At 69.6% G+C, this 24,792-nt stretch carries 24 protein-coding genes and 1 riboswitch; of the genes, 14 read left to right on the top strand and 10 right to left on the bottom strand.

The window, feature by feature from the left end; translation table 11 throughout:
* The first annotated feature begins 27 nt into the window (after positions 1 to 27).
* From sdhA to trpS, 5 genes are all read left to right on the top strand, one after another.
* On the top strand, positions 28 to 1,851 hold the full coding sequence (gene sdhA, locus RS82_RS15255; protein WP_045300950.1) for a succinate dehydrogenase flavoprotein subunit: 1,824 nt from the start codon (positions 28 to 30) through the stop codon (positions 1,849 to 1,851).
* Positions 1,851 to 2,651, top strand: a complete 801-nt coding sequence (locus RS82_RS15250; RefSeq protein ID WP_045300948.1) for a succinate dehydrogenase iron-sulfur subunit — start codon at positions 1,851 to 1,853, stop codon at positions 2,649 to 2,651. The genes sdhA and RS82_RS15250 overlap by 1 nt, the downstream gene beginning before the upstream one ends.
* Positions 2,652 to 2,727: 76 nt before the next feature.
* Positions 2,728 to 4,155 carry a YhjD/YihY/BrkB family envelope integrity protein gene (locus RS82_RS15245; RefSeq protein ID WP_245619628.1) on the top strand — a complete coding sequence of 476 codons (1,428 nt, stop codon included), beginning with the start codon at positions 2,728 to 2,730 and terminating at the stop codon, positions 4,153 to 4,155.
* A 41-nt stretch (positions 4,156 to 4,196) separates the two neighbouring features.
* Positions 4,197 to 5,063, top strand: a complete 867-nt coding sequence (locus RS82_RS15240) for an exodeoxyribonuclease III (protein WP_211255945.1) — start codon at positions 4,197 to 4,199, stop codon at positions 5,061 to 5,063.
* 30 nt (positions 5,064 to 5,093) lie between these two features.
* Positions 5,094 to 6,101, top strand: coding sequence for a tryptophan--tRNA ligase (gene trpS / locus RS82_RS15235; protein ID WP_084695687.1), 1,008 nt, complete (start codon positions 5,094 to 5,096; stop codon positions 6,099 to 6,101).
* 275 nt (positions 6,102 to 6,376) lie between these two features.
* On the opposite strand, the gene RS82_RS15230 is transcribed toward trpS, so the two are convergent.
* The gene (locus RS82_RS15230; RefSeq protein WP_245619627.1) at positions 6,377 to 7,174 is read right to left on the bottom strand and encodes an endonuclease domain-containing protein; all 798 of its coding nucleotides are present in this window, start codon (positions 7,172 to 7,174) and stop codon (positions 6,377 to 6,379) included.
* Positions 7,175 to 7,768: 594 nt separating this feature from the next.
* Between RS82_RS15230 and RS82_RS15225 the strand changes: the two genes are divergently transcribed.
* Positions 7,769 to 8,335 carry a GNAT family N-acetyltransferase gene (locus tag RS82_RS15225; RefSeq protein WP_045300940.1) on the top strand — a complete coding sequence of 189 codons (567 nt, stop codon included), beginning with the start codon at positions 7,769 to 7,771 and terminating at the stop codon, positions 8,333 to 8,335.
* An 87-nt stretch (positions 8,336 to 8,422) separates the two neighbouring features.
* A complete protein-coding gene (locus RS82_RS15220) occupies positions 8,423 to 9,283 on the top strand; it encodes an Fpg/Nei family DNA glycosylase (protein WP_045300938.1) in 861 nt (286 codons plus the stop codon).
* 2 nt (positions 9,284 to 9,285) lie between these two features.
* Here the strand turns inward: RS82_RS15220 and glpK are convergent, their stop codons facing one another.
* Positions 9,286 to 10,824, bottom strand: coding sequence for a glycerol kinase GlpK (glpK, locus tag RS82_RS15215; protein WP_045300936.1), 1,539 nt, complete (start codon positions 10,822 to 10,824; stop codon positions 9,286 to 9,288).
* Between the two features lie 71 nt (positions 10,825 to 10,895).
* Entirely contained in the window at positions 10,896 to 12,635 is a 1,740-nt protein-coding gene (locus RS82_RS15210; RefSeq protein ID WP_245619626.1) for a glycerol-3-phosphate dehydrogenase/oxidase, read from the bottom strand.
* A gap of 75 nt (positions 12,636 to 12,710) precedes the next feature.
* Here RS82_RS15210 and RS82_RS15205 point away from each other — a divergent pair, with 75 nt between their 5' ends.
* The 7 genes from RS82_RS15205 (at position 12,711) to RS82_RS15175 (ending at position 19,530) form a co-directional block, all read left to right on the top strand.
* Entirely contained in the window at positions 12,711 to 13,670 is a 960-nt protein-coding gene (locus RS82_RS15205; RefSeq protein WP_045300932.1) for a sugar-binding transcriptional regulator, read from the top strand.
* 88 nt (positions 13,671 to 13,758) lie between these two features.
* Positions 13,759 to 13,930, top strand: a riboswitch (FMN riboswitch).
* Between the two features lie 68 nt (positions 13,931 to 13,998).
* Positions 13,999 to 15,036 carry a bifunctional diaminohydroxyphosphoribosylaminopyrimidine deaminase/5-amino-6-(5-phosphoribosylamino)uracil reductase RibD gene (gene ribD, locus RS82_RS15200; protein ID WP_045300930.1) on the top strand — a complete coding sequence of 346 codons (1,038 nt, stop codon included), beginning with the start codon at positions 13,999 to 14,001 and terminating at the stop codon, positions 15,034 to 15,036.
* The gene (locus RS82_RS15195; RefSeq protein WP_045300927.1) at positions 15,036 to 15,659 is read left to right on the top strand and encodes a riboflavin synthase; all 624 of its coding nucleotides are present in this window, start codon (positions 15,036 to 15,038) and stop codon (positions 15,657 to 15,659) included. Before ribD ends, RS82_RS15195 begins: the two co-directional genes overlap by 1 nt.
* The gene (locus tag RS82_RS15190; protein WP_045300925.1) at positions 15,656 to 16,930 is read left to right on the top strand and encodes a bifunctional 3,4-dihydroxy-2-butanone-4-phosphate synthase/GTP cyclohydrolase II; all 1,275 of its coding nucleotides are present in this window, start codon (positions 15,656 to 15,658) and stop codon (positions 16,928 to 16,930) included. The genes RS82_RS15195 and RS82_RS15190 overlap by 4 nt, the downstream gene beginning before the upstream one ends.
* A complete protein-coding gene (gene ribH, locus RS82_RS15185; RefSeq protein ID WP_045300923.1) occupies positions 16,927 to 17,403 on the top strand; it encodes a 6,7-dimethyl-8-ribityllumazine synthase in 477 nt (158 codons plus the stop codon). Before RS82_RS15190 ends, ribH begins: the two co-directional genes overlap by 4 nt.
* A 62-nt stretch (positions 17,404 to 17,465) precedes the next feature.
* Positions 17,466 to 17,819: a hypothetical protein gene (locus RS82_RS15180; protein ID WP_045300921.1), complete on the top strand. Its 354-nt coding sequence runs from the start codon at positions 17,466 to 17,468 to the stop codon at positions 17,817 to 17,819.
* A 229-nt stretch (positions 17,820 to 18,048) separates the two neighbouring features.
* On the top strand, positions 18,049 to 19,530 hold the full coding sequence (locus RS82_RS15175; RefSeq protein ID WP_045300919.1) for an MFS transporter: 1,482 nt from the start codon (positions 18,049 to 18,051) through the stop codon (positions 19,528 to 19,530).
* 65 nt (positions 19,531 to 19,595) lie between these two features.
* Here the strand turns inward: RS82_RS15175 and RS82_RS15170 are convergent, their stop codons facing one another.
* The 7 genes from RS82_RS15170 to RS82_RS15140 form a co-directional block, all read right to left on the bottom strand.
* Complete coding sequence (locus RS82_RS15170) at positions 19,596 to 20,288, bottom strand: DUF4166 domain-containing protein (protein WP_245619625.1); 693 nt, start codon at positions 20,286 to 20,288, stop codon at positions 19,596 to 19,598.
* Entirely contained in the window at positions 20,285 to 20,890 is a 606-nt protein-coding gene (locus tag RS82_RS15165; protein ID WP_245619624.1) for an SRPBCC family protein, read from the bottom strand. The genes RS82_RS15170 and RS82_RS15165 overlap by 4 nt, the downstream gene beginning before the upstream one ends.
* Positions 20,887 to 21,297, bottom strand: coding sequence for a hypothetical protein (locus RS82_RS15160; protein WP_045300917.1), 411 nt, complete (start codon positions 21,295 to 21,297; stop codon positions 20,887 to 20,889). Before RS82_RS15160 ends, RS82_RS15165 begins: the two co-directional genes overlap by 4 nt.
* Entirely contained in the window at positions 21,294 to 21,968 is a 675-nt protein-coding gene (locus RS82_RS15155) for a TetR/AcrR family transcriptional regulator (protein ID WP_045300915.1), read from the bottom strand. The genes RS82_RS15160 and RS82_RS15155 overlap by 4 nt, the downstream gene beginning before the upstream one ends.
* Before the next feature lie 133 nt (positions 21,969 to 22,101).
* On the bottom strand, positions 22,102 to 22,929 hold the full coding sequence (locus tag RS82_RS15150; RefSeq protein WP_045300913.1) for an ABC transporter permease: 828 nt from the start codon (positions 22,927 to 22,929) through the stop codon (positions 22,102 to 22,104).
* Positions 22,926 to 23,798: an ABC transporter permease gene (locus RS82_RS15145; RefSeq protein ID WP_084695686.1), complete on the bottom strand. Its 873-nt coding sequence runs from the start codon at positions 23,796 to 23,798 to the stop codon at positions 22,926 to 22,928. Before RS82_RS15145 ends, RS82_RS15150 begins: the two co-directional genes overlap by 4 nt.
* A complete protein-coding gene (locus RS82_RS15140) occupies positions 23,795 to 24,736 on the bottom strand; it encodes an ABC transporter ATP-binding protein (protein ID WP_045300912.1) in 942 nt (313 codons plus the stop codon). The genes RS82_RS15145 and RS82_RS15140 overlap by 4 nt, the downstream gene beginning before the upstream one ends.
* Between the last annotated feature and the right edge of the window lie 56 nt (positions 24,737 to 24,792).

The raw sequence follows: 24,792 nt of genomic DNA, 5'->3' as shown, positions 1-24,792 counted from the left end.
GAGCATCGACCATCGAAAGCACCCAGCGTGAGCACTGAGACCACCGACAGCTACGTCAAGGACGGCGTCCACTACCACCAGTTCGACATCGTCATCGTGGGCGCCGGCGGCGCCGGCATGCGCGCCGCGATCGAGGCCGGCCCCGGGGCGAAGACGGCCGTCATCTCGAAGCTGTACCCCACCCGATCGCACACCGGCGCGGCGCAGGGCGGCATGGCGGCGGCCCTGGCCAACGTCGAAGAGGACTCGTGGGAGTGGCACACCTTCGACACCGTCAAGGGCGGCGACTACCTCGTCGACCAGGACGCGGCCGAGATCCTGGCGAAGGAGGCCATCGACGCGGTCATCGACCTCGAGAACATGGGTCTGCCGTTCAACCGCACGCCCGAGGGCAAGATCGACCAGCGTCGCTTCGGCGGCCACACCGCCGACCACGGCAAGACCCCCGTGCGCCGCGCCTGCTACGCGGCCGACCGCACCGGCCACATGATCCTGCAGACGCTGTTCCAGAACTGCGTCAAGCTCGGCATCAACTTCTTCAACGAGTTCTACGTGCTCGACCTGATCACGGTCGGCGAGGGCACGGACAAGCAGATCGCAGGCGTCGTCGCCTACGAGCTCGCCACGGGCGACCTGCACGTCTTCCAGTCGAAGGCCGTCATCTTCGCGACGGGCGGCTTCGGCAAGATCTTCAAGACGACCTCGAACGCGCACACCCTCACCGGTGACGGCGTCGGCATCATCTGGCGCAAGGGCCTGCCGCTGGAGGACATGGAGTTCTTCCAGTTCCACCCGACCGGCCTCGCCGGGCTCGGCATCCTCCTCACCGAAGGCGCCCGCGGCGAAGGCGCGATCCTGCGCAACGTGAGCGGCGAGCGGTTCATGGAGCGGTACGCCCCGACCATCAAGGACCTCGCCCCGCGCGACATCGTCAGCCGATGCATGGTGCAGGAGGTCGCAGAGGGCCGCGGCGCCGGACCCCACCGCGACTACGTGCTGCTGGACTGCACGCACCTGGGCGCCGAGGTCCTCGAGACGAAGCTCCCCGACATCACCGAGTTCGCCCGCACCTACCTGGGCGTCGACCCCGTGGTCGAGCCGGTGCCCGTCATGCCCACCGCGCACTACGCGATGGGCGGCATCCCGACGAACAACGACGCGCAGGTGCTGAGCGACAACACGACGGTCGTGCCCGGCCTCTACGCCGCGGGCGAGTGCGCGTGCGTCTCGGTGCACGGCTCGAACCGCCTCGGCACCAACTCGCTGCTCGACATCAACGTCTTCGGCAAGCGCGCCGGCCGCAACGCCGTCGAGTACGTGCAGACCGCCGACTTCGTGCCGCTCCCCGAAGACCCCGCGGCCGAGGTGCGCAACCTCATCGAGGGCCTGCGCAACAACCCGGGCACCGAGCGCATCGCGGTCCTGCGCAAGACGCTGCAGGACGAGATGGACCGCAAGGCCCAGGTGTTCCGCACCGACGAGTCGCTGGGCGAGGTGCTCCTCACGATCGAAGAGCTGCGCGAGCGGTACAAGAACGTGCACGTCGACGACAAGGGCAAGCGGTTCAACACCGACCTGCTCGAGGCCGTCGAGCTCGGCTTCCTCCTCGACATCGCCGAGGTCGTCGTCGTCACCGCGAAGAACCGTCAGGAGAGCCGCGGCGGCCACATGCGCGACGACTTCCCGAAGCGCGACGATGAGAACTACATGCAGCACACGATGGCGTACCTGTCGGGCGACCCGCACTCGTCGAACGCCGAAGACCACATCCGCCTGGGCTGGAAGCCGGTCGTCTTCACGAAGAACGAAAAGGGCGAATTGAACTACCCGCCGATGGAGAGGAAGTACTGATGGCGACCTCGGTCACCGACGTCATCGAGCGCACCGACGCCGACGCGCCCGTCCGCGCAGAGGAGTCCGCGAACGACACCGGCATCCAGTCGTTCCTCGTCACCTTCATCATCCGGCGCTTCGACCCCGAGGTCGACGAGGAGCCGCGCTGGGTCGACTACGACGTCGAGCTCTACTCGACGGACCGCGTGCTCGACGCCCTGCACAAGATCAAGTGGGAGGTCGACGGCTCGCTGACCTTCCGCCGCTCGTGCGCCCACGGCATCTGCGGCTCCGACGCGATGCGCATCAACGGCCGCAACCGGCTCGCGTGCAAGACGCTCATCAAGGACCTCGACATCTCGCAGCCGATCTACGTCGAGGCCATCAAGGGCCTGCCGCTGGAGAAGGACCTCGTCGTCGACATGGAGCCCTTCTTCGCGTCGTACCGCGAGGTTCAGCCGTTCCTCATCGCGAACTCGACCCCCGAGAAGGGCAAGGAGCGCATCCAGTCGATCGTCGACCGCGAGGTCTTCGACGACACCACCAAGTGCATCCTCTGCGCCGCCTGCACGTCGTCGTGCCCCGTCTTCTGGACCGACGGACAGTACTTCGGCCCCGCGGCCATCGTCAACGCGCACCGCTTCATCTTCGACTCGCGCGACGACGCGGGCGATGTGCGCCTCGACATCCTCAACGACAAGGAGGGCGTCTGGCGCTGCCGCACGACCTTCAACTGCACCGAGGCGTGCCCTCGCGGCATCGAGGTGACCAAGGCGATCGCCGAGGTCAAGCAGGCGGTCCTCCGCGGGCGCCCGTAACCCCGTTTCTCCTTCAGACAGACGGATGCCGCATCGCTGAGCGATGCGGCATCCGTCTGTCGCTAATCTGAACACCGTGACGCACACTCCCCCGCCCGACGCCCGTGCGGCGGCGGACGCCGCGCAGCGCGAGGAGGAATCCCTCCGGGAGCGCTGGGAGGCGACGGAGCACAGCCTCAGGCAGCGGTTCGACACGCCGATCAGCCGGGCCACGCGACTCACGCAGGCGACGATGGCGTGGTTCCCCGTGCGGGTGTGGCGGCACTTCCTCATCGAGAACGGGTTCCTGCTCGCGGCGGGCGTCAGCTACGTCGCGCTCTTCGCCTGCTTCGCCGCGATCTACCTCGTGTTCGCGATCGCCGGGATCTGGCTGGGCGGAAGCCCGGACGCCGTCAACGCCCTCATCGAGCTGATCAACGTCTATATCCCGGGGCTGATCGCGCCGTCCGGAGGCCTGTTCACCAACGAGCAGGTGCAGGAGATCGCGTCGCAGAACTCCGGCGTCCTGGGCTGGACGGGGATCATCGCCCTGGGCGCCCTCATCTGGACGGCGATCGACTGGGTCACCTACTCCCGCCGCGCCGTGCGCGAGCTGTTCGCCATCCCCCCGGATCGACGCAGCTACTTCCTGCTCAAGGCGCGCGACTTCCTCGCGGCGCTCATCTTCGGCGCTGCGCTCATTCTGGGCGCCGCTCTGAGCACGGTGGGAACGCTGGCGATGAACTGGATCTTCTCACTGATCGGGTGGAAGGACACCAGCGCGCTCACCACGATCAGCGTGAGCATCGGCTCCCTGCTGATCGGCTTCGCGGTGACCTCTACTGCGCTGGTCGGCTTCTTCCGCTTCCTCACCGGCACGAAGCTGCCGTGGCGGCGCATCTGGCCCGGAGCCATGCTCGGCGGACTCGGGATCTCCGTGCTCCAGCTCGGCGCGGGTCTGCTGCTCAGCTACACCCCTTCCAACCCGCTGCTGGCGACCTTCGCGATCTTCATCGGGATGCTGCTGTGGTTCCGGCTGCTCGGGATCGTCATGCTCGTCGCGGCCGCCTGGATCGCCGTCGCGGCGAAGGACCGCGATGTCGTGCTGCTGCCGCAGACCGATGCCGAGCGTGTCGCCGCGGAGCATGCCGCCCTCCTGCTGGCAGCGCGCGTGCGCCTGCGCACGGCCCAGGACGCCCGTGACCAGGCGCCGTGGTATCGCGTATGGATCGCGGACCGCGCGGTGCGCGACGCCGAGGAGGAGCTGAGCCAGGTCGAGGCCGCCACGCCGGGGCGCCCGCACGCGTCCGCGGTGACGGCGAGACCGGATGCGAACGCGTCGGGACCGACCTCGGCGCCGAAGGCCGGTCCGTCGAAGCCCGCGGCGTCGCAGGCTGCGATGCCGCGGGCGGCGGGTCCGACTGCGGCCGAGGACCAGGGACCCGAGACGAAAGCGGCGGCGCCGAGGCGGAAGCGCTCCAGGTCGTCGAGGGCCACAGCGCGCAACGGCGACGGCACCGGCTGACGGGTCCTCCGGTGTCGGTGGCCCCGGATAGTCTTGCCGTCGTGTCTCGCCGTGTTCGCATCGCCTCTGTCAACGTCAACGGAATCCGCGCGGCGACGCGCAAGGGCATGCTCGAGTGGCTCGACGCCGCCGACATCGACGTGATGGCCCTCCAGGAGGTCCGCGCCACCGAAGACGAGCTGCGCGCGGCGCTCCCGGGCTGGGAGATCGTCAACGACGAGGCTCTCGCGAAGGGCCGCGCCGGCGTGGCCGTGGCCAGCCGCATTCCGTCGGTCGAGGTGCGCCGTGTGCTCGGCCCCGCCGCCGAGGATGCGGCCGAGGTGCTCGACAGCGCCGGCCGCTGGATCGAGGCCGACTTCGACATCGACGGCGAGCGCCTCATCGTCGTCAGCGCGTACGTGCACACGGGCGAGGCCGACACTCCCAAGCAGGACGCGAAGTGGGCCTTCCTCGACGCGATGGAGAAGCGGATGCCGGAGCTCAAGGCCGCATCCCCGCTCGCGCTCGTCATGGGCGACCTCAATGTCGGTCACCGCGAGTTCGACATCCGCAACTGGAAGGGCAACGTCAAGAAGGCCGGGTTCCTCCCTCGCGAACGCGCGTACTTCGACCGGTTCTTCGGCGAGCAAGGGGCGGAGGTCACCGGCGCCGACGGCTCGGCCGGCCCCGGCCTCGGCTGGGTCGACATCGGCCGCCGCTTCCACGGCGACGTCGACGGCCCCTACACCTGGTGGTCCATGCGCGGACGCGCGTTCGACAACGACACCGGGTGGCGCATCGACTACCACCTCGCGACGCCCGAGCTCGGTGCCCGGGTCGCCGACTACCGCGTGGTGCGAGCGCCCTCGTGGGACACGCGCTGGAGCGACCACTCCCCCGTCGTCGCCGACTACTCGATCGGGCGCTGAGGCGCAGCATCCGCTTTATAGACTTGTCGGATGAGTAGATCGCGCCTGTACTCCGGCATGCAGCCCTCCGCCGACTCGCTCCAGATCGGCAACTACATCGGGGCCCTCATGCAGTGGCGCGAGCTGCAGGAGTCGTACGACGCGTTCTTCTCGGTGGTCGACCTGCACGCGATCACCGTCGCGCAGGACCCCGAGCACCTGCGTGAGAAGACGCGCCGCACCGCCGCCCAGTACATCGCCGCGGGCATCGAGCCCTCGAAGTCGACGCTGTACGTGCAGTCGCACGTGCCCGCGCACGCCGAGCTGGCATGGATCCTGTCGACGATCACCGGCTTCGGCGAGGCCGGGCGCATGACGCAGTTCAAGGACAAGTCCTCGCGCTACGGCTCCGATGCCACGTCGGTCGGGCTCTTCACCTATCCCGTGCTGATGGCCGCCGACATCCTGCTGTACCGGACCGACATCGTGCCCGTCGGCGACGACCAGAAGCAGCACGTCGAGCTGACCCGCGATCTGGCGGAGCGCTTCAACAGCCGCTTCGGCGAGACGTTCACGGTGCCGATGCCGGTCATCCAGCAGGAGACGGCCCGCATCTACGATCTGCAGAACCCCACCGCGAAGATGTCGAAGTCGGCGGAGTCCGATGCCGGCGTGCTGTGGCTGCTCGACGACCCGGCAGTCTCGGCGAAGAAGATCATGCGCGCCGTCACCGACTCCGAGGGCTCCGTCCGCTACGACCGCGAGGCGAAGCCCGGCGTCTCGAACCTGCTCGTGATCTACGCGGCCCTGACCGGTCGCCAGATCCCCTCGATCGAGGACGAGTACGCGGGCCGCGGCTACGGCGACTTCAAGAAGGGCCTCGCCGAGGTCGTCGTCAACGAGTTCGGCCCGGTGCGCGAGCGCGCGCTGCAGATGCTCGACGACACCGCGGAGCTCGACCGCGTCCTCGCCGTCAACGCCGGCAGGGCCGAAGAGGTCGCCAACCGCACCCTCACCGACGTCTACGACAAGGTCGGCCTCCTCCGCCGCTCCCGCTGACCGGACCGGATGCTGCGGCCCCCGGCCGAGTGTCGCCCGGCCGGGTGTCGCGGCCCCGGCCGGGTGTCGCGGCCCCGGCCGGGTGTCGCGGCCCCCGGCCGGGTGTCGGGGTCTCGGGCCACAGCATCCGTTCTCTCCTGTTCCCGATTCAGGATCGGCATCCCTTCGCTCTTCGTTGCCGCCCGAGTTCTCGGCCCCACGCCCGGACATGGTGCGCGCATCTCCTGAACACGGAACGTTCTGAGCTGGAGACCGCAGACAGGGCGGTGTGCTGGTCAGCGACCGTTGCGGGCAGTCAGCCCCGCGATCGCCTGCATGACCTCGTCCGGCCGGTGCATGATGTCCTGCGCCGTCAGCCGCAGCACCGCGTATCCCCGGCGCGCGAGCGCGAGGTCGCGGCGGTAGTCCTTGAGTTGCTGCGCCCAGTCGCTGTGGTGTTGCCTGCTGTCGCATTCGATGACGAGCCATCCGTCGACCACGAGGTCCACGAACCCGACGTCGTCGAACTCGACCTGTAGGTCGAAGGTGCAGCCGAGAGCCCTCAGAATGAGGCGGACGAAGGTCTCGGGTCCCGACTGCGAGCGACCGTCGATGAGCGGGCGAAGCGCCGAGTACCGCGCGGGAACCAGTGCGAAGACCTCGGGCACCTGCGCCTCGGTGAGCAGCTTCTTATTGAGCGCGCTGTCGAGCGAAGCAACCGCTGCACGGGGACTCTGGCAGATCATGGCCTGCGCGAGGGCGACGACGATGTCGACGCAGGTCGCATTGCCCGGATCCTCAGGCAGCACCTCCCAGTGGAGTCGTGTGCCATGCGGCTTCGACAGGTCCAGACGTTTCTTGCGGTTGTGCGGCGAGCGCATACGGCTGGAGCTCGGCGTGAGGTGCACATGCAGCCGGGAATTCTCCAGCACGAAGACCCCGAGCATCTCCAGCAACGACAGGCACGTCAGACGGCCTCCGACTCGCACGGCGCGCACAACGGCATCCGGGGCATCGGCGGGCAAGTAGTGGTCTCGACGGGCGCGTATGAGCTCCCCGGCGCGGACGAGCGCCGTGATCTGCCGCCGCGTCATGCCAGCGTGGAACATCTCCGCGCGTGTTCTGTGCGTCTCCCACATTCGACCGAGGCTCGCGCAGGGGGACGGCGCGTTCGGGCATTCTTCCGGTTCTGGGGAGGACCGATGTCCGCCGCCGCCTGTGGAGGAGCCGCCGCCCGCACCGCTTCCTCGCCCGGCTCTGTTCCGAACTCAGGATCCGCAGGCGCCAGACGGCCGGTGCCCCTGGATTCTCGGCCCTCACGGGCCGGCATCCCGCAGACCATCCTGAGTAGGGAACCGGGCGGGATCTCAGCCGAGCGCACGGCGAGCTGACGCCCGTGGAATTCGGGGAGGTGATGGTGGAGAGTCGCCCCGGGCCATGTTCCCAACTCAGGATGGGCGTACGCAGATCTGCGGGGGGACCGCGGAATGACACGATCCTGGTCCCCCCAAGCACTTCCAATCCTGAATTCGGAACTGGGGCGCCGGGTTCTCGGAACTGGGGCTCCGGGTTCTCGGAACTGGGGCGCCGGTTCTCGGACCTGTGTCGCAGATGCGCGACATGCACGTTGGCCGCTGGACGCACGGGACGCGGGCAGGCTTGCTGCGAGCACCCCATAGGGTGGGCGGATGGAGCCCGTGACCCTGCGCACCACGCGCCTGGAGCTGTCCGCGCCGCGTGTGGAGGACGTCGACGCCGTCTACGTGGCGTGCCAGGACCCCGGTATCCAGCGGTACACGCGGGTGCCCTCGCCGTACGCGCGCGAGGACGCCGAGAAGTTCATCGACGCGGTCGCCGAGCAGTGGGCGGGCGAGCTGCATCGCACGTGGGTGATCCGCGACGGCGCGACGCTCGTCGGAACCATCGGCTTCTACCGCCTCGACGGGCAGGGCAACGGTGAGATCGGGTACTGGATCGCCCCGGACCAGCGCGGCGGCGGACGCCTGCGCGAAGCCGCGAACGCGGTGATCGACTGGGCCTTCTCGACCGACGGCGCAGGCCTCACCCGCATCGAGTGGCGCGCCGTCGTCGGCAACGAGCCGTCGGCGCGCGTCGCCCGCGCGCTGGGCTTCCGCTTCGAGGGCACTCTGCGCCAGGCGCTCGTGAGCGCGAAGCATCGCGACGACGGCTGGATCGCGGGACTCCTGAAGACGGACGAGCGGATGCCTCAGCCCTGGCCCGTCCTCGACGACTGACGACCGGCCCGACCGAGTCGCGTGGCCGCGTCCTCCCGACCTCTCACGGCCGGCCCGCGTGTCGCCGCGGCATGGCAGGATGAGCGCATGCCCGAGATGCCCGAGGTGCAGGGACTCGTCGACTTCCTCCGCGAGCGGCTCACCGGCGTGCAGATCACGCGGGCGACCGTCGCGAACATCGCGGCGCTGAAGACGTACGACCCGCCGATCGACGCGCTCCAGGGGCAGGAGATCACGGGGGCCTCGCGCCACGGCAAGTTCATCGACCTCGCCACGACCGGCCCGCACCTGGTGTTCCACCTCGCCAAGGCCGGGTGGCTGCGCTGGTACGACGAGCTGCCCAAGACGATCATCCGCCCGGGCAAGACGCCGATCGCGCTGCGCGTCGCGCTCTCCGACGGCGCCGGGTTCGATCTCACCGAGGCGGGCACGAAGAAGTCCCTCGCGGTCTACGTCGTGCGCGAACCGTCGGACGTCCCCGGTGTCGCACGGCTCGGCCCCGATCCCCTCGACCCCTCCTTCTCGCGCGACACCTTCGCCGAGCTGCTCGCCGGCCGCCGCACCCAGATCAAGGGGGTGCTGCGCGACCAGATGATCATCGCGGGGGTCGGCAACGCCTACTCCGACGAGATCCTGCACGCGGCCAAGATGTCGCCGTACGCGCTGGCCTCCTCACTGTCCGACGACGACGTCACGCGCCTGTTCGACGCGATGACCGAGACGTTGACGGATGCTGTCGCCGAGGCATCCGGAAAGCCACCGGCCGAGCTGAAGGACGCGAAACGCCGGGGTATGCAGGTCCACGGGCGCCGCGGTGAGACGTGCCCTGTCTGCGGCGATGAGGTGCGCAGCGTCTTCTTCGCCGACAACTCGCTCGAGTACTGTCCCACCTGCCAGACCGGCGGCAAGATCCTCGCCGACCGCCGCCTCTCGCGCCTTCTGAAGTAGCCTCAGTCGCCGGTCGTGCCCATGAGCACGCGGGCGTCCTCGTCGACCCAGTCGAGCGACTTCGACACCGCTTTGCGCCACTGACGGTAGCGGCGCTCGCGCTCGTCCTCGCGCATCCGCGGCTCGAAGCGGACGTCCTCCCGCCAGTGCGATCGGAGCTCGTCGAGGTCGCTCCATACGCCGGTCGCGAGACCAGCGGCGTACGCGGCGCCGAGGGCGGTCGTCTCGACGACCTTCGGGCGGACGACGGGGATGCCGAGGATGTCGGCCTGGAATTGCATCAGGAGGTCGTCGCGCGTCATGCCGCCGTCGACGCGCAGCTCGTCGAGCGTGCGGCCGGTGTCGGCGACGACGGCGTCGATCACGTCGCGCGTCTGGAACGCCGTCGACTCGAGGGCCGCGCGCGCGATGTGCGCCTTGTTGACGTAGCGCGTGAGTCCGACGAGCGCGCCGCGCGCGTCGGGGCGCCAGTACGGCGCGAAGAGCCCGGAGAACGCCGGCACGAAGTAGGCGCCGCCGTTGTCGTCGACGCTCGCGGCGAGAGTCTCGACGTCCTCCGAACGCTGGATGATGCCCAGGTTGTCGCGCAGCCATTGCACGAGCGAGCCGGTCACCGCGATGGATCCCTCGAGCGCGTAGCGGGCGGGCTCGTCGCCGATCCGGTAGCCGACCGTGGTGATGAGGCCACTGCCTGATCGCACGATCTCGGTGCCGGTGTTCACGAGCAGGAAGTTGCCGGTGCCATAGGTGTTCTTCGACTCCCCCGCGTCGAAGGCCGCCTGCCCGAAGGTCGCCGCCTGCTGATCGCCGAGGATCCCGGCGATCGGGACGCCGTCGAGCACCGAGGGCAGCGAGGAGTGTCCGACCACCTCGGATGACGAGCGGATCTCGGGCATCATCGCGCGCGGGATGCCCCACACGGCGAGCAGGTCGTCCGCCCAGTCGAGCGTGCGCAGGTCCATGAGCAGCGTGCGGGACGCGTTGGTGACATCCGTGACGTGGATGCCGCCGCGCGCGCCGCCGGTGAGGTTCCACACCACCCAGGTGTCGGGTGTGCCGAACAGGAGCTCCCCCGCTTCGGCGGCGGCCCGCGCTCCGTCCACATTGTCGAGGATCCACGCGACCTTCGACGCGGAGAAGTACGTGGCGAGCGGCAGCCCGGTGGCCTCGGCGAACCGATCCGCACCCCCCTCGGCCGCCATCTCGTCGATACGGGGCTGGGTGCGGGTGTCCTGCCACACGAGCGCGTTGTGAACCGGACGCCCGGTGCGCTTCTCCCACACGATCGCCGTCTCGCGCTGATTCGTCACGCCGATCGCGGCGACCGCGGATGCCGCGAGCCCGGCGCGCGACAGACACGACGCGATGACCCATTCGGTGTTGGTCCAGATCTCGACCGGGTCGTGCTCCACTCGACCGGCACGGGGAAAGATCTGCTCGTGCTCACGCTGCGATACAGAGACCACGGCACCGGCGGCGTCGAACACGATGGCACGCGTCGAGGTCGTGCCCTGGTCGATGGACAGCACGTGGTCGGGCAACGTCGTCTCCTTGCTCGGCGGGCGACATCGCCCGCGCGGTCGGCCGCGCGCCGGGCGCGCGTGCGGTCAGGCTATCGCGCGGCGGCGGGGATCCAGGACGGGTCGGCGGCGTGGATCCGCTCCAGCGCACGTCCGACCTCGAGCGCGGTGCGTGCGGGGTCCCAGTCGAGCACGGGGGCGACCGCGTCGGCCGCCTCGGCGACCGCCGCCGCGCTCGCCTCGCCGACGAACGCGACGCTGGTGCGCCGCAGCAGCAGGTCGTCGAGATGCGTGACGTCCTCCGTCGCGGCGAGGTGGCGCAGTTCGCCCGAGCTGTAGTCCGGCAGGTGCTCGAGCAGGGCGTCGTCGGCATCCGCGGCGATCGCGTCCACGACGGCGGCGGCGATGGTGCCGTAGCGGTCGAGCAGCACCGCGACGCGGCCGGCCGGCACGTGGGCGGCATGAGCCGCGATCCACTGCCGGCGAGCGCGCTCGGTCATCGGGTATCCGCGGCCCCCGCCGATCGGCACTCCACGGGTCGAGCCGCGGCGCGGGCGGGCCAGCAGCTCGAGGGCGCGGTCGGCGAGATGCTCGGCCGACGCACGGAAGGTGGTCCACTTTCCGCCGATGAGGCTCAGGACCGTCGCATCCCCACCGGTCAGCGGTGCGGATTCGATGCGATAGTCACGCGAGACGAACCCGGGCGAGACATCGTCGTGGCCGGGCAGCGGCCGCACGCCGGCGAACCGGTAGACGATCTGAGAACGCTCGACCGGGATCGTCGGCAGCACCTGGCTGATGAGCTCGATGAAGTAGTCGACCTCCGCCTCGGTGCACACGATCGGGTCGGCCATGTCGTGCTCGAGGTCGGTGGTGCCGACGAGAACGCGGCCCTTCAGGGGGTAGATGAGAACGATGCGCCCGTCCTCGTTCTCGAAGAACAGCTCCCGCCCGCCGGTCGCGGCGAGCAGCCCGGGGTGGTCGAGCACGACGTGCGAGCCCTTCGTTCCGCCCATGTACCGGGTCGGGTCGCCGAGGACGAGATTGGTGAGGTCCGTCCACGGACCACTGGCGTTCACGACGACGGATGCCGAGAACCGCGTCTCCTCGCCGGTCAGCGTGTCGCGCAGCACGACCCGCCCGTCGTCGACCCCGACCGCCGCGGTGTAGTTGGCCGCTCGCGCCCGATCGCCGCCCGCGGCGCGGCCGTCGCGCAGCACGTCGATGGCGAGGCGCTCCGGGTCGTGGAGGGACGCGTCCCAGTAGGTCGCGGTGTACTTCACGTCGGGGTTCAGCTGAGGCAGCTGCGCGAGCGAGCGCTTGCGCCCGTGAAAGGTGTGACGAGGGACGGTGCCCTTGCCGAACACGCCGCCCCCGCGGGAGAAGGAGTCGTAGATGACGAGCCCGATCTTGATGAGCGCGGCCCCGCGCTCATGGTGCTTCCCGCCGCCGTGTCGCAGGAACCGCAGCGGCGCCGAAAGGACTCCCGAGAACGTCGAGAAGATCGGGATGGTCGTCTGCAGCGGCCTGACGTAGTGCGGGGCGGTGCGCAGCAGCGCGTTGCGCTCGGTCACGGCCTCGTGCACCAGCCGGAACTCGCCGTTCTCGAGGTAGCGGATGCCGCCGTGGATCATGTGCGACGACGCTGCCGACGCGCCGCTGATGAAGTCGTCGCGCTCGACGAGGGCGACGTCCACGCCCTGCATCGCGAGGTCGCGGAACGTCGCGAGACCGTTGATGCCGCCGCCGATGATCAGCACATCGGCGTACGGCCGCGCGGCGAGAGTCGCCCATCCTCGTTCCGCTGCCCGCACCGCCATCGCATCCCCCATCGTCGTGGTGTCGTCCCATCATGACACCGGCGGACGTCCTTGCAGACGATATGCACATACGTGCACGATGGATCGATGGACCAGATCGGCGACGCCCGCACGATGCAGCGCGCGCTCACGGCCGCGCACCTCTACTACGTGCAGGACCGCACCATGGATGCGATCGCGCAGGAGCTCGGCACGTCGCGTTCGACGGTGTCGCGGCTGCTCACGCACGCCCGGGCGACGGGCATCGTCGACATCCGCATCCGGTCGCCCTTCGCCGCGCCGCAACGGCTCGAGGAGCGACTGGCCGAGCGCTTCGGCGTCCTCACCCAAGTCGTTCCCGTTCCCGACGAGACCACCGAGGTCGACCGGCTGCAGCGCGTCGCCGTCGCCGCCGCGCACGCGCTCCTCGACCTCGTCCAGGACGACATGATCGTGGGCGTCGCCTGGGGATCGACGACCGCTGCCGTGAGCCGTCATCTCGTGCCCAAGTCAGTGCACGGCGCGACATTCGTGCAGCTGAACGGCTCGGGCAACACCCACTCGACGGGTCTCCTCTACGCGAGCGAGATCCTCAGCCGGTTCGCCGCCGCCTACGACGGGAGCGCGCAGCAGTTCCCCGTGCCGGCGTTCTTCGACGACCCGGCCACGAAGGACGCGATGTGGCGCGAGCGCAGCACGCGGCGCATCCTCGACATGCTCCCCGCGATGGACCTCGTGCTCTTCAGCACCGGCTCCGCGGGATCGCGCGTACCGAGCCACGTCTACAGCGGCGGCTACCTCGAGCCGGCTGAACTCGATCAGCTCGCCGACGAGGGGGTCGTTGGCGACGTGGCCACGGTCTTCTACCGCGCGGACGGCTCGAGCGACGGGATCGCCCTCAACGACCGTGCCACCGGCCCGAGCCTGGGCCTCCTGCGAGGCATCCCACGGCGCCTCTGCATCGTGTCGGGAGTCTCCAAGCTCGCGAGCCTCCGTGGCGCCCTCGCCGCGGGCATCGCGACGGACCTCATCGTCGACGAGGCCACCGCGCGGGCGCTCCTGGAGTGAGCCGCAGCGGCAGGAGTCGGGTGCGGACTTCATTCGAAGACATGGAATGAATGCACGGATGCCGCGTTGACTACACTCGAGAGCATCAACGTGCTCCGGGGTCGGTGAGAATCCGAACCGGCGGTGACAGTCCGCGAGCCTAGGCATCAGCATCCGTTTCGGATGCCGCCACGGCCGATCCGGTGGAATTCCGGAACCGACGGTGATGCGACAGGTCCCCTCAGGGAGCAGGTCGCTAGTCCGGATGGGAGGCAGCACAGAGGCGTCGCCATGCGCGCCTCCGCTTCCTATGCCCCGGGGCGTCGAGAACGACGAGACGAGGGGCCGGATGGCGAGCACAGTGGAACACGACGCGATGCGTCGGGCGCTGACGATCGCCCGACGAGGTCCGCGCGGAGTGAACCCTCAGGTGGGCGCGCTCCTGCTGTCGCCGGACGGCGACGTGATCGCCGAGGGCTGGCACCGCGGTGCGGGCACCCCGCACGCCGAGGTGGACGCGCTGTCGAGGCTCGCGCCCGGCGCCGCGCGCGGCGCGACCGCGATCGTGACCCTCGAGCCCTGCAACCACACCGGTCGCACCGGACCATGCTCCGAGGCCCTCATCGCCGCGGGCGTCGCCCGGGTCGTCTACGCGATCGCGGATCCCGGCGACCACTCCTCCGGCGGCGGCACGCGGCTGCGCGCAGCCGGCGTCGAGGTCGAGGCCGGCCTGCTCGCCGACGAGGCGACCGCGCTCCTCGACTCGTGGCTGACGGTCCAGCGCCTGCGCCGGCCGCACGTGACGGTGAAGTGGGCCCAGAGCCTCGACGGCCGGGCCGCGGCATCCGACGGCACCAGCACGTGGATCACCGGGCCGCAGGCTCGCGCCGACGTCCACCGCCGCCGCGCCGAAGCCGACGCGATCGTCGCCGGCACCGGCACGGTGCTCGCCGACGACCCGGCGCTCACCGCCCGCGCCGACGACGGCTCGCTGCTGCCCCACCAGCCGGTCCCGGTCGTCGTGGGCGCGCGTGCCGTGCCCGAGGCGGCGCGCGTACGGCAGCATCCGCACGCGTTCCTCCAGTACCCCGGCGACGAGGCCTCGGGCGGTCTGCGAGCACTGCTCGAAGATCTGCGCACCCGAGGCGTGCAGCGCGTGTTCGTCGAGGGCGGGCCCGCCGTCGCGGCGTCGTTCCTGCGCGAGCGCCTCGCCGACGAGCTGCTCGTGTACGTCGCTCCGGTGCTGCTCGGCGGTGACCGGCTCGCGGTGCAGGACATCGGGGTGACCACCATCGGCGAGGCGCGGCGCCTGGCCGTGGCATCCGTCACCCCTCTCGGCGACGATCTGCTGTTCGTCGCCCACCCCGCTTCGGAAGGAGACGAGTGATGTTCACCGGAATCATCGAGGAGATCGGCGAGGTCACCGCTGTCGAGCCGTCGGGAGACGGCGTGCGCGTCACGGTGCGAGGGCCGAAGGCGGTGTCGGATGCCGCGCACGGCGACTCCATCTCCGTCAGCGGCGTGTGCCTCACGGTCGTCGACCAGGGCTCCGACTGGTTCACCGCCGACGTGATGAAGCAGACGCTCGACATGTCGACCCTCGAGGGCGTCTCCGCCGGTCGCGTGGTCAACCTCGAGCGCGCGACGGCTGCGCACGGCCGCCTCGGCGGGCACATCGTGCAGGGCCACATCGACGGCACCGGCGAGGTGCTCGAGGTGCGACCCGGCGAACAGTGGCAGGTGCTGCGCATCTCGGTCCCCGGCGAGCTCGCCCCGCTCGTGGTCGACAAGGGCTCGATCGCCGTCGACGGCGTCTCGCTCACCGTGAGCGGTGCAAGCGCCGCCGCCCCCGGGGAGGGGTGGTTCGAGGTCTCGCTCATCCCCGAGACCCTCGCCGCGACCACGCTCGGCGCTCGCGTGCCGGGCGATCGCGTCAACCTCGAGACCGACATCCTGGCGCGCCACGTGCAACGCCTGCTGGCTTTTTCCACGGAAGGAGGCTCGAAATGAGCCTTGCCACGATCCCCGAGGCCCTGGAGGCGCTGCGCGCCGGCCGGCCGGTCATCGTCGCGGACGATGAGAACCGCGAGAACGAGGGCGACGTCATCCTGTCGGCCCAGCTCGCCACTCCCGAGTGGGTCGCGTGGACGGTCCGCTGGACGAGCGGCTTCCTGTGCGCGCCGATGCCCGCGGACTGGGCCGACCGCCTCGACCTTCCGCCGATGGTCGAGAACAACGAGGACGCCCGCGGCACCGCGTACACGGTGAGCGTGGACGCCGCCGACCGTGTGTCGACCGGCATCAGCGCCGCGGACCGCGCGCACACGCTCAACGTGCTCGCGAACCCCGAATCGACGCCCACCAGCGTGATCCGCCCCGGCCACATCCTGCCGCTGCGCGCCGTCGACGGCGGCGTGCGCGAGCGCGCCGGCCACACCGAAGCCGCCGTCGAGCTCATGAAGCTCGCCGGACTCGCACCGGTCGGTGTCATCGGCGAGGTGGTCGCGGAGGACGGCAGCATGATGCGCCTGCCCGGGCTGCAGGAGCTGGGCGCCGAGTACGGCATCCCGGTCATCACGATCGAGCAGCTCGCCGCCCACCTCGATGAGAACTTCCCGTGCGATCCCGCGATCCGCAACGCCCACAAGCGCCGCGTGAGCCTGCGCGCGGAGGCGCACGTGCCCACCGGGCACGGCGAGTTCCGCTTCCTCGCGTACAAGGACCGCGTCACCGGCACCGACCACATAGCGGTCGTCTCGGGCGAGCTCTCGGACGCGCCTCTCGTGCGCGTGCACTCGGAGTGCCTGACGGGCGAGGCGTTCGGATCGCTCAAGTGCGAGTGCGGCCCGCAGCTCGAGGCCGCCCTCGACGCCATCGAACAGGACGGCGGCGTGGTCATCTACATGCGCGGCCACGAGGGTCGCGGCATCGGCCTCATCAACAAGCTGCGCGCCTACTCGCTGCAGGAGCGCGGCCTCGACACCGTCGACGCCAACCTCGCGCTGGGCCTGCCGGCCGACGCCCGCGACTACGCGGCGGCCGCGGGCATCCTCACCGACCTGGGTATCGAGAAGGTGCGCCTGCTGACCAACAACACCGACAAGGTGAAGCAGCTGCGCGAGCTCGGCCTCGACATCGTCGAGCAGGTGCCGCTGCTGGTCGGCGTCGGCCCGAACAACCACCAGTACCTGGAGACCAAGCGCGATCGCATGGGTCACATCATCAACGAGGCGGACCTCGCGGACGCCATCGCACACATGCACGAAGGAGCAGAACGATGAGCGGCAAGGGCGCACCCGAGGCCACGGCACCTGTCGACGGCAGCGGACTCGACCTGGTCGTCGTCGCGGGCACGTGGCACGAGACGATCACCGACGGCCTCATCGCGGGCGCCGCACGCGCCGCCGATGCCGCGGGCGCCTCGCACCGGCTCGTTCGCGTGCCCGGCTCGTTCGAGCTCCCCGTCGTGGCGAAGGCGGCTCTGGAGGCCGGAGCCGACGCGGTCGTGGCGCTGGGCGTCATCATCCGCGGCGGCACTCCCCACTTCGAGTTCGTCTCGAACGCGGCGACCGACGGCCTGACCCGCGTCGCGCTCGACACCGGCAAGCCTGTCGGCTTCGGCGTGCTGACGCTCGACGACGAGGCCCAGGGCATCGCCCGCGCCGGCCTCGAGGGCTCCGTCGAAGACAAGGGGTTCGAGGCGGCCGACGCGGCCATCCGCACCGCCGTGGTGCTCCGCGACCTGCGCGCCTGAACGGCGCGAGCGCGGGACGAATCGGACGGGTCACGACGACAACCTTCAGCTAGACTGATGGCATGGAAATCCTCCGTCACGTCGTCGTGCTCGTCCACCTCGTGGGCTTCGCCATCCTCTTCGGCGCCTGGGTCGTCGAAGCGGTGAACGGAAAGCACCAGATCACGCGCCTCATGAACTGGGGCCTCGCGATCGCCGGTCTCGCCGGCCTCATCCTCGCCGCCCCGTGGGGCATCGACTACGACCTCAACTACGCCAAGATCGGCGTGAAGCTGGTCATCCTCGTCATCATCGGCGCACTCCTGGGCATCGGCGCCGGCCGACAGCGCAAGACCGGCTCGGTGCCCGGCGCCATCTTCTGGTCGATCGGCGTCCTCACCTTCGCCAACGCCGCGATCGCCGTGCTCTGGCGCTGACCGACTGACACACGGAACGGATGCCGCGGGCCCTGGGCCGCGGCATCCGTTCTCCGCCTCTGCGGCCGGGGCGGAATCCCGGGAGTAGGCTGGTCCTTCGTACCGGGCGACAACGCCCGCACCCACGGTGATCCAGTGCAGTGCCGCCCGACGCGTCACCCTGCGCCCGGCGTCCGCCCACCGCAGCATCCCATCCGGATGACTCGCTCCGCGTATGCCCCAGGTGAATATGTCCTCCCCCAGCACGACCGCCGCGACCCCCGCGGCACCCGCAAACCCCCGCTCCCGTGTCATCCTCGCGAGCCTCGTCGGCACCACGATCGAGTTCTACGACTTCTACGTCTACGCGACCGCCGCCGTCCTCGTCTTCCCCATCCTCTTCTTCCCGACCGGCAACGACACCACATCGCTCCTGCTGTCGTTCAGCGTCTTCGGCGCCGCGATGATCGCGCGTCCGCTGGGCGCGATCGTGTTCGGGCACTTCGGCGATCGGTTCGGCCGCAAGGCGACGCTCGTCGCGTCCCTGCTCACGATGGGCATCGCGACGTTCCTCATCGGGTGCCTGCCGACATTCAACGAGATCGGCGTGTGGGCGGCCGTGCTGCTGCTCGTGCTGCGCCTCGCCCAGGGCTTCGCGCTCGGCGGCGAGTGGTCGGGCGCCGCGCTCGTCGCGACCGAGAACGCCCCGAAGGGCAAGCGCGCCTGGTACGGCACGTTCCCGCAGCTCGGCGCGCCGCTCGGCTTCATCATCGCGAACTCGGTGTTCCTCGCGATCAACTTCCTGCTCCCCCACCCCGACGGCGCGGGCCAGCGCTCGGCCGACTTCCTCGCGTGGGGCTGGCGCGTGCCGTTCCTGTTCTCCGCCGTCATGGTGATCATCGGCCTCTGGGTGCGTCTGCGTCTCGTCGAGTCCGACACGTTCGTCAAGGCCGAGGAGAAGGGTGCGATCCGCAAGTTCCCGCTCGCCACGGTCCTGCGTCACCATTGGTGGCACCTGATCCTCGGCACGTTCATCATGCTGGCGACCTACGTGCTGTTCTACCTGATGACGAACTTCACGCTCTCGTACGGCACGAAGGCCGCCGACCTGGAGGTCGCGTCCGCGGCCGCGCAGAAGGCGGCCGAGGCCGCGGGCACCGCGTTCGACCCGGCGGCCTTCGCCGCGCAGTTCTACCCGGGCCTCGGCTTCGGCTACACCGACTTCGTCGTGATGCAGATCATCGGCGTCGTGTTCTTCGGCATCTTCACGCTGCTGTCGGGCCCGATCGCCGACACGATCGGACGCCGCCGCCTGCTGCTGTGGGTGACGGGTCTGATCATCGTGTTCGGCCTCACGTTCAACCTGTTCCTGTCGCCGCAGCTCGACCCGAAGTTCACGGGTGCGCTGACGCAGGCGTTCCTCATCTTCGGCTTCATGCTGATGGGCTCGACGTTCGGACCGATGGGCGCCGTCCTGCCGGAGCTCTTCCCGACGAATGTCCGCTACTCGGGCTCTGCCATCTCGTACAACGTGTCGTCGATCCTGGGCGCCGCGCTCGCCCCGATCGTGGCGGTGGCGCTGTGGGCCTCGGCGGACGGCAGCCCCTGGCTCGTCGGCGTGTACCTCTCGGCGATGGGAGTGCTGACCTTCATCGCGCTTCTCCTGTCCCCCGAGACGAAGGACGTCGACTACGACGCCGACCTGGGCGTCGGAGCCACCGGCTCGCTCTAGCCCTGGTTCTGCAGGACGATGGGATGCCTCGACCCGGCCGGGTCGAGGCATCCCATCGTCTTCACTCACGTCCGACGCTCGTGCCTGACGGGTTTCGCATGCAGGGGCGCGTCGGTCGCGTGCGGGAACTCGCACCGGAACTCGCCCTGGTATCCGAAGAGGAATCCGAAGAGCCGGTTGCGCACCTCGAGGCGGATGCGGAAGACCTGTGCGCGGTCGTCGTAGCTCTCGCGGAGCTCGGCACGGCCGCTGAAGAGCATGGGAAAACGGAAGCCGAACGGGCCCTCGTAGAAGCGCTGCCGGTCGGATCGCAGCAGGAGGCTGCCGTCGGGCTCCGCTGTCAGCTGGAGGTCGACCGCGAGGTGCTGATGGCTGCCGAGGTAGTCGATGACGCGGCCGTCGTCGCCGAGGATCATCGTGGCGTCGAAGCGGCGCACGGCACGAGGCATCCGGAAGTGGCGCACGAAGGTGACCGTCTCGCGTCCGAACGGGTCGCGGTAGGGATAGTTCTCGATCGTGAACGCGATGTCGCGGCCCGTCTCGGGGATGAGGATGTTGCGGAAGCGCCCGATCTGAAGGAACGGGATCGTCCACCAGGGGCCTCGGCGAATCGTGGTCATGGTGCCGCGGCCGACGCACGCGTAGCCGGGCGCGAGGCCGACACCGAAACGCCGTTGCAGCATCGGGTGGAGACGGGCGAAGTCATCGCCCATGGCCCGCGCGAAGACGGACGTCGCGATCGCGGTCTCGGCCCTCACGGGTGCACCAGCGAGTGCAGGGTCGTCGGGGCGTCCTCCATGACGCGGCGGTTCGCGGGACGGCGCTCACACCGCGCGGCCCGAGGCCGCTGCGATCGCCAGAAACGCAGCACCGACCAGAGCGGCCACCGCTCGGGCGGGATGCCGGTCTCGGCCCAGATCCGCAGCCGATCGAAGCTCCAGGCGGTCGCCCATCCCATCAGCGGTCGAACGATGAGATCCAGCGCGCGGCCCCACTGCGGGCTGTAGTCGTACCCGGTCGTGAAGACGACGTCGTCACCGTCCGGGCGGTAGCGCCAGTAGCCTCGACCGGTGCCGAGCGGTGAGAGCCGGCTGTCGCTGTCGAAGCGGAGCACAGAGGTGCGCGTTCCATCGGGACGCGCGCGTTCGCCGATCGTCGTGCCGTTGCCCGTGATCGTGCATCCGGGCAGGCGGCGTTCGTACGCGAAGCGCGTGCCGCCGCCGGCCAGGGGTTCGGTCGGAATGATGCGGCTGAAGCGCACGTCCCAGCGCTCATGCAGAGCGGGGTCCTGGGTGAGCCGCCACACCCGCTCCATCGGCGCAACGATGCGGATGCTGACGTAGATCGCACGCCCGCTCACCGCAGCGAGCCGATCGCCGCGACGAAGATCCACACCGCCGCGAACGCCACCGGCGCGCCGAGGGCGATGGTGCCCCACACCGTCATGGCGCGGAGGAAGCGCCGGCCCTTCTGCCTCTCGCCGAACATGTTCAGCGCGGACAGGGCCGCAGCCGACCCGACGATGACCACCGAGACGGCCGGCATCGCGACGGTGGCAGGAACGACAGGCACCGCGAACATCAGCCACGACGCCGCCATGGGCAGCGCGCCACTCAGTGACGCAGCCCAGACGCACGCCGACGCGATGACGATGGCGACGTTCACCAGCGTGAGAACGCGGAACCACCGCTCACTCCAGAGCCCCACGTCCGCGGGGGCCGGGGACTCCTCGGATGCGGTCGACGCGGCTTCGCCGTGGTTCGTCACGCCTGCACCTCGGCGATGAGGTCGAGCAGTTCGCGCAGCGGCTTGCGGAGCACGCGCAGCCGAACCAGAGGGAGCGAGAGCCTGAGGAGCCGCAGGCCCCGTTCGAGCAGCCTGCTCGTGCGCTCGCGACCCTCGGAGGTGTCGTAGACCCAGAACAGAGCGAGGAGCAGGTGGCCCAGCATCAGCGCCGACGGCAGACCCTCATCGAACTCGGGCGGGAGCTTGTCCGCGGCGCCGGTGATCGCCTCGCGGAAGAGGCCGACCACGATCTCGCGCGACTCCGAGGAGTCGCTCGACAGCGGGTTGATCGACGAGCGTGGCGAGACCGCCGCGGAGAGGAACTCCGGGGCGAAGCGGTGGTACGGCTCCAGCTGCGCGAGGCCCGTGCGGAACACGATGCCGAGCCGCTCGATGAGATCGGCACTCGTCGCCAGCAGTGGCTGCGCGGCCGCACGGTGCTGCTGCTGGACGTCGAGGTACAGCTCCTGGACCAGGTCGTTCTTCGACGCGAAGTGGTAATTGGTCGTGCCCACCGAGACGCCGGCTTCGGCCGCGATGAGCCTGATCGTGGTCTGGTCGTACCCGCGCTCCCGGAACGAACGCAGTGCGATGTCGCGGATGAGCGCCCGCGTGCGCTCGCTCTTGGTTGCTGCCACCATGGAACTGGACATGTTCAGAAACGTATCGCCATTTCTGAACATGTTCAAGAGTGACTCGCCGACGAGGCGCATCGCAGACACGCCGAGATGCGAAGACGCGGATGCCGCAGCCCGCGTGGGCTGCCGCATCCGCGTCAGCCGGGAATCAGTCGAGGAACAGCGCGCGCAGACGCTTCGTCGTGAACACCAGACCGATGGCGATCATGACGACGTAGTAGAGGACGTGCCACCACATCTCGGGTGTGAGGATGCCGGTGGTGAGTCCGCGAACGAGCTCGACGCCGTGCCACAGCGGGAACGCCATGATGATGTGCTGGATCCACTCGGGATAGATCGTGATCGGGTACAGCGTCGCCGAGAACAGGAACATCGGCAGCAGCACGAAATTGATCCAGTCCATCTGCTGGAACGTCTTCATGTAGCTCGTGACGGCCATGCCGAGGCTCGCGAACCCGAAGGCGATGAGCAGCACCGCCGGCAGCGCCAGGATCGCGGTCCACGCCAGGTTGAGGCCGAGGATCTGCATGATGATCATGAAGCCGGTCGCGTACAGCAGGCCGCGCAGCAGCGCGTAGAGGATCTCGCCCAGCGCGACGTCGAGCGGCCCGAGCGACGTCGCGAGCATGCCCTCGTAGAGCTTGCCGTAGTTGAGCTTGAAGAAGACGTTCCACGTCGAGTCGTAGATCGCGCCGTTCATCGCCGAGACGGCGAGCAGCGCGGGGGCGATGAACGCGGCGTAAGGCACCTCGACGCCGCTGGAGGTCTGCACGTCGCCGATGAGCGAGCCGAGGCCGATGCCCATCGAGGCGAGATAGAACACCGGCTCGAAGAAGCCCGACAGCACGACGGCCCAGCTCGACGAGCGCGCGGCGATGAGGCCGCGCTGCACGACCGACTGCGGGTTGCCCGCCCACAGCGCGCGCACTCCGCCGGCACGGATCGCGCCGGTCTCGGTTCCGGTCGCGACGGTCATGCGCCGAGCCTCCTCTGGAAGATGCGGCGGCCGATCACGTAGCCGCCGATCGACAGCAGGAGCAGGTAGCCCACGTGCACGACGATCGCGAACGGGTCCATGGGCAGGCCGTAGGTGGCGACGCGGCCGAGCTCGGTCGCGTGCCACAGCGGTGACACCCAGCCGATCCACTGCAGCCAGAGCGGCAGCGTGGCCAGCGGGTAGAACGTGCCCGAGAAGAGGAACATCGGCATGAAGATGAAGCGCTGCACCAGCGCGACCTGGCCTTTGTCGTCGGTGATCGACGCGGCGTACGCCATGTACGGGATGCCGAACGCGAGGCCCGCGAGCAGGCCGATCGGAATGGTGAGCCACCCGGTCTCGGGGTTCGGCACAGCCTGGAACAGCCATAGGAACAGGTAGTACGCGACCACGACGACGATGATGCGCGCTGATGCGCCGGCGATGACGCCACCGGCGATCTGACCCGGCGACAGCCCTGTCGCGCTGAACCCGAAGAAGTAGCGCCGCCACTTGAAGCCGGCCATGACCGGATAGGAGAACTCCTCCGACGCGACCGAGATCGCGGCCGTCATCAGAAGCGCCGGCGCGACGAACACGAGGTACGAGACCTCGACGCCGTTCTGCGTGATCGGGGCGTCGATGAGCGCGGCGAGGCCGACGGCGAGCCCCAGCAGGTAGAGGATGGGCTGGCCGAGCGCGCCGACGATGATGGTCCAGCCGTACGCGCGCATCGCGCGCACCATGTGCTCGGTGACGTACCAGGTGCCCAGTGCCCGGGGCTTGCGACCCCACTGCATCGCCTCGGCGCGCAGCTCGTCGAGCGTGGGCTGCACGCGAGTCGTGGCGTCTTCGGAAGGAAGGCTCATTCGATCAGCGACCTTCCGGTGAGCCGGAGGAAGACGTCCTCGAGGCTGGAGCGACGCACGAGCGATGTGATCGGGGTGAGCCCCCGGTGCGTCACCGTCTCGAGCGCCGCCTCGCCGTCGTTCGCGTAGACGAGGATGCGGTCGGGCAGCACCTCGACGCGGTCGCCGATGCCCTCGAGCTGCGGAGCCACCTGCTCGTTGCGGTCGGACCCGAAGCGCACCTCGAGCACCTCGCGGCTGGAGTGCTCGCGGATGAGCGAGGCCGGCGTGCCCTCGGCCATGATGCGGCCCTTGTCGACGACGATGAGCCGGTCGCAGAGCTGCTCGGCCTCGTCCATGTAGTGCGTGGTCAGCACGAGGGTGGTGCCGCGCTCCTTGAGGCGGAACAAGCGGTCCCACAGCACGTGGCGCGCCTGCGGGTCGAGACCCGTCGTCGGCTCGTCGAGCAGCAGGATGCGCGGGTCGTTGATGAGGCCGCGCGCGATCGTGAGCCGCCGCTTCATGCCGCCCGAGAGCTGCTCGACCTTGCTCTTCGCCTTGTCTTCGAGCTGCGCGAACGCGAGCAGCTCGTCGGCCTTCTGGTGGCAGACCTTGCCCGGCAATCCGAAGTAGCGGCCGTAGATGTAGAGGTTCTCACGCGCGTTGAGCTCGCCGTCGAGGTTGTCCTGCTGGGGCACGACGCCCAGGCGCGATCGGATCTCGGGGCCGTAGCGGTCGGGATCGAGCCCGAGGATCGACAGGTCTCCGCTGGTGCGCGTCGATACCGCGCCCACCATCTTCATCGTCGTGGACTTGCCCGCACCGTTCGGGCCGAGCAGGCCGAACGACTCGCCCGGCGCGACCTCGAACGACAGTCCGTCGACGGCGAGGAAGTCGGGCTTGCCTTTGACCTTGTAGGCCTTGACGAGGTTGTCAGCGGTGATCACGGGGGCAGGCACCGGACTACCCTAACGCCCCGCTCCGACACCGCCCAGTGCCGGGCTGGACGACCCGC

This window comes from Microbacterium trichothecenolyticum (assembly GCF_000956465.1).
Taxonomy (GTDB): domain Bacteria; phylum Actinomycetota; class Actinomycetes; order Actinomycetales; family Microbacteriaceae; genus Microbacterium; species Microbacterium trichothecenolyticum.
The sequence above is the reverse complement of the archived record's forward strand: the minus strand, read 5'-3'. Positions and strand labels throughout refer to the sequence as shown.

Excerpts from the sequence above, each read along its gene's own strand:
- RS82_RS15250 (WP_045300948.1), top strand. The coding sequence starts at position 1,851 with ATGGCGACCTCGGTCACCGACGTCATCGAGCGCACCGACGCCGACGCG.
- trpS (WP_084695687.1), top strand. The coding sequence starts at position 5,094 with ATGAGTAGATCGCGCCTGTACTCCGGCATGCAGCCCTCCGCCGACTCG.
- RS82_RS15230 (WP_245619627.1), bottom strand. The coding sequence starts at position 7,174 with ATGACGCGGCGGCAGATCACGGCGCTCGTCCGCGCCGGGGAGCTCATA.
- RS82_RS15225 (WP_045300940.1), top strand. The coding sequence starts at position 7,769 with ATGGAGCCCGTGACCCTGCGCACCACGCGCCTGGAGCTGTCCGCGCCG.
- RS82_RS15220 (WP_045300938.1), top strand. The coding sequence starts at position 8,423 with ATGCCCGAGATGCCCGAGGTGCAGGGACTCGTCGACTTCCTCCGCGAG.
- RS82_RS15210 (WP_245619626.1), bottom strand. The coding sequence starts at position 12,635 with ATGGGGGATGCGATGGCGGTGCGGGCAGCGGAACGAGGATGGGCGACT.
- RS82_RS15205 (WP_045300932.1), top strand. The coding sequence starts at position 12,711 with ATGGACCAGATCGGCGACGCCCGCACGATGCAGCGCGCGCTCACGGCC.
- ribD (WP_045300930.1), top strand. The coding sequence starts at position 13,999 with ATGGCGAGCACAGTGGAACACGACGCGATGCGTCGGGCGCTGACGATC.
- RS82_RS15195 (WP_045300927.1), top strand. The coding sequence starts at position 15,036 with ATGTTCACCGGAATCATCGAGGAGATCGGCGAGGTCACCGCTGTCGAG.
- RS82_RS15190 (WP_045300925.1), top strand. The coding sequence starts at position 15,656 with ATGAGCCTTGCCACGATCCCCGAGGCCCTGGAGGCGCTGCGCGCCGGC.
- ribH (WP_045300923.1), top strand. The coding sequence starts at position 16,927 with ATGAGCGGCAAGGGCGCACCCGAGGCCACGGCACCTGTCGACGGCAGC.
- RS82_RS15180 (WP_045300921.1), top strand. The coding sequence starts at position 17,466 with ATGGAAATCCTCCGTCACGTCGTCGTGCTCGTCCACCTCGTGGGCTTC.
- RS82_RS15175 (WP_045300919.1), top strand. The coding sequence starts at position 18,049 with ATGTCCTCCCCCAGCACGACCGCCGCGACCCCCGCGGCACCCGCAAAC.
- RS82_RS15155 (WP_045300915.1), bottom strand. The coding sequence starts at position 21,968 with ATGTCCAGTTCCATGGTGGCAGCAACCAAGAGCGAGCGCACGCGGGCG.
- RS82_RS15150 (WP_045300913.1), bottom strand. The coding sequence starts at position 22,929 with ATGACCGTCGCGACCGGAACCGAGACCGGCGCGATCCGTGCCGGCGGA.
- RS82_RS15145 (WP_084695686.1), bottom strand. The coding sequence starts at position 23,798 with ATGAGCCTTCCTTCCGAAGACGCCACGACTCGCGTGCAGCCCACGCTC.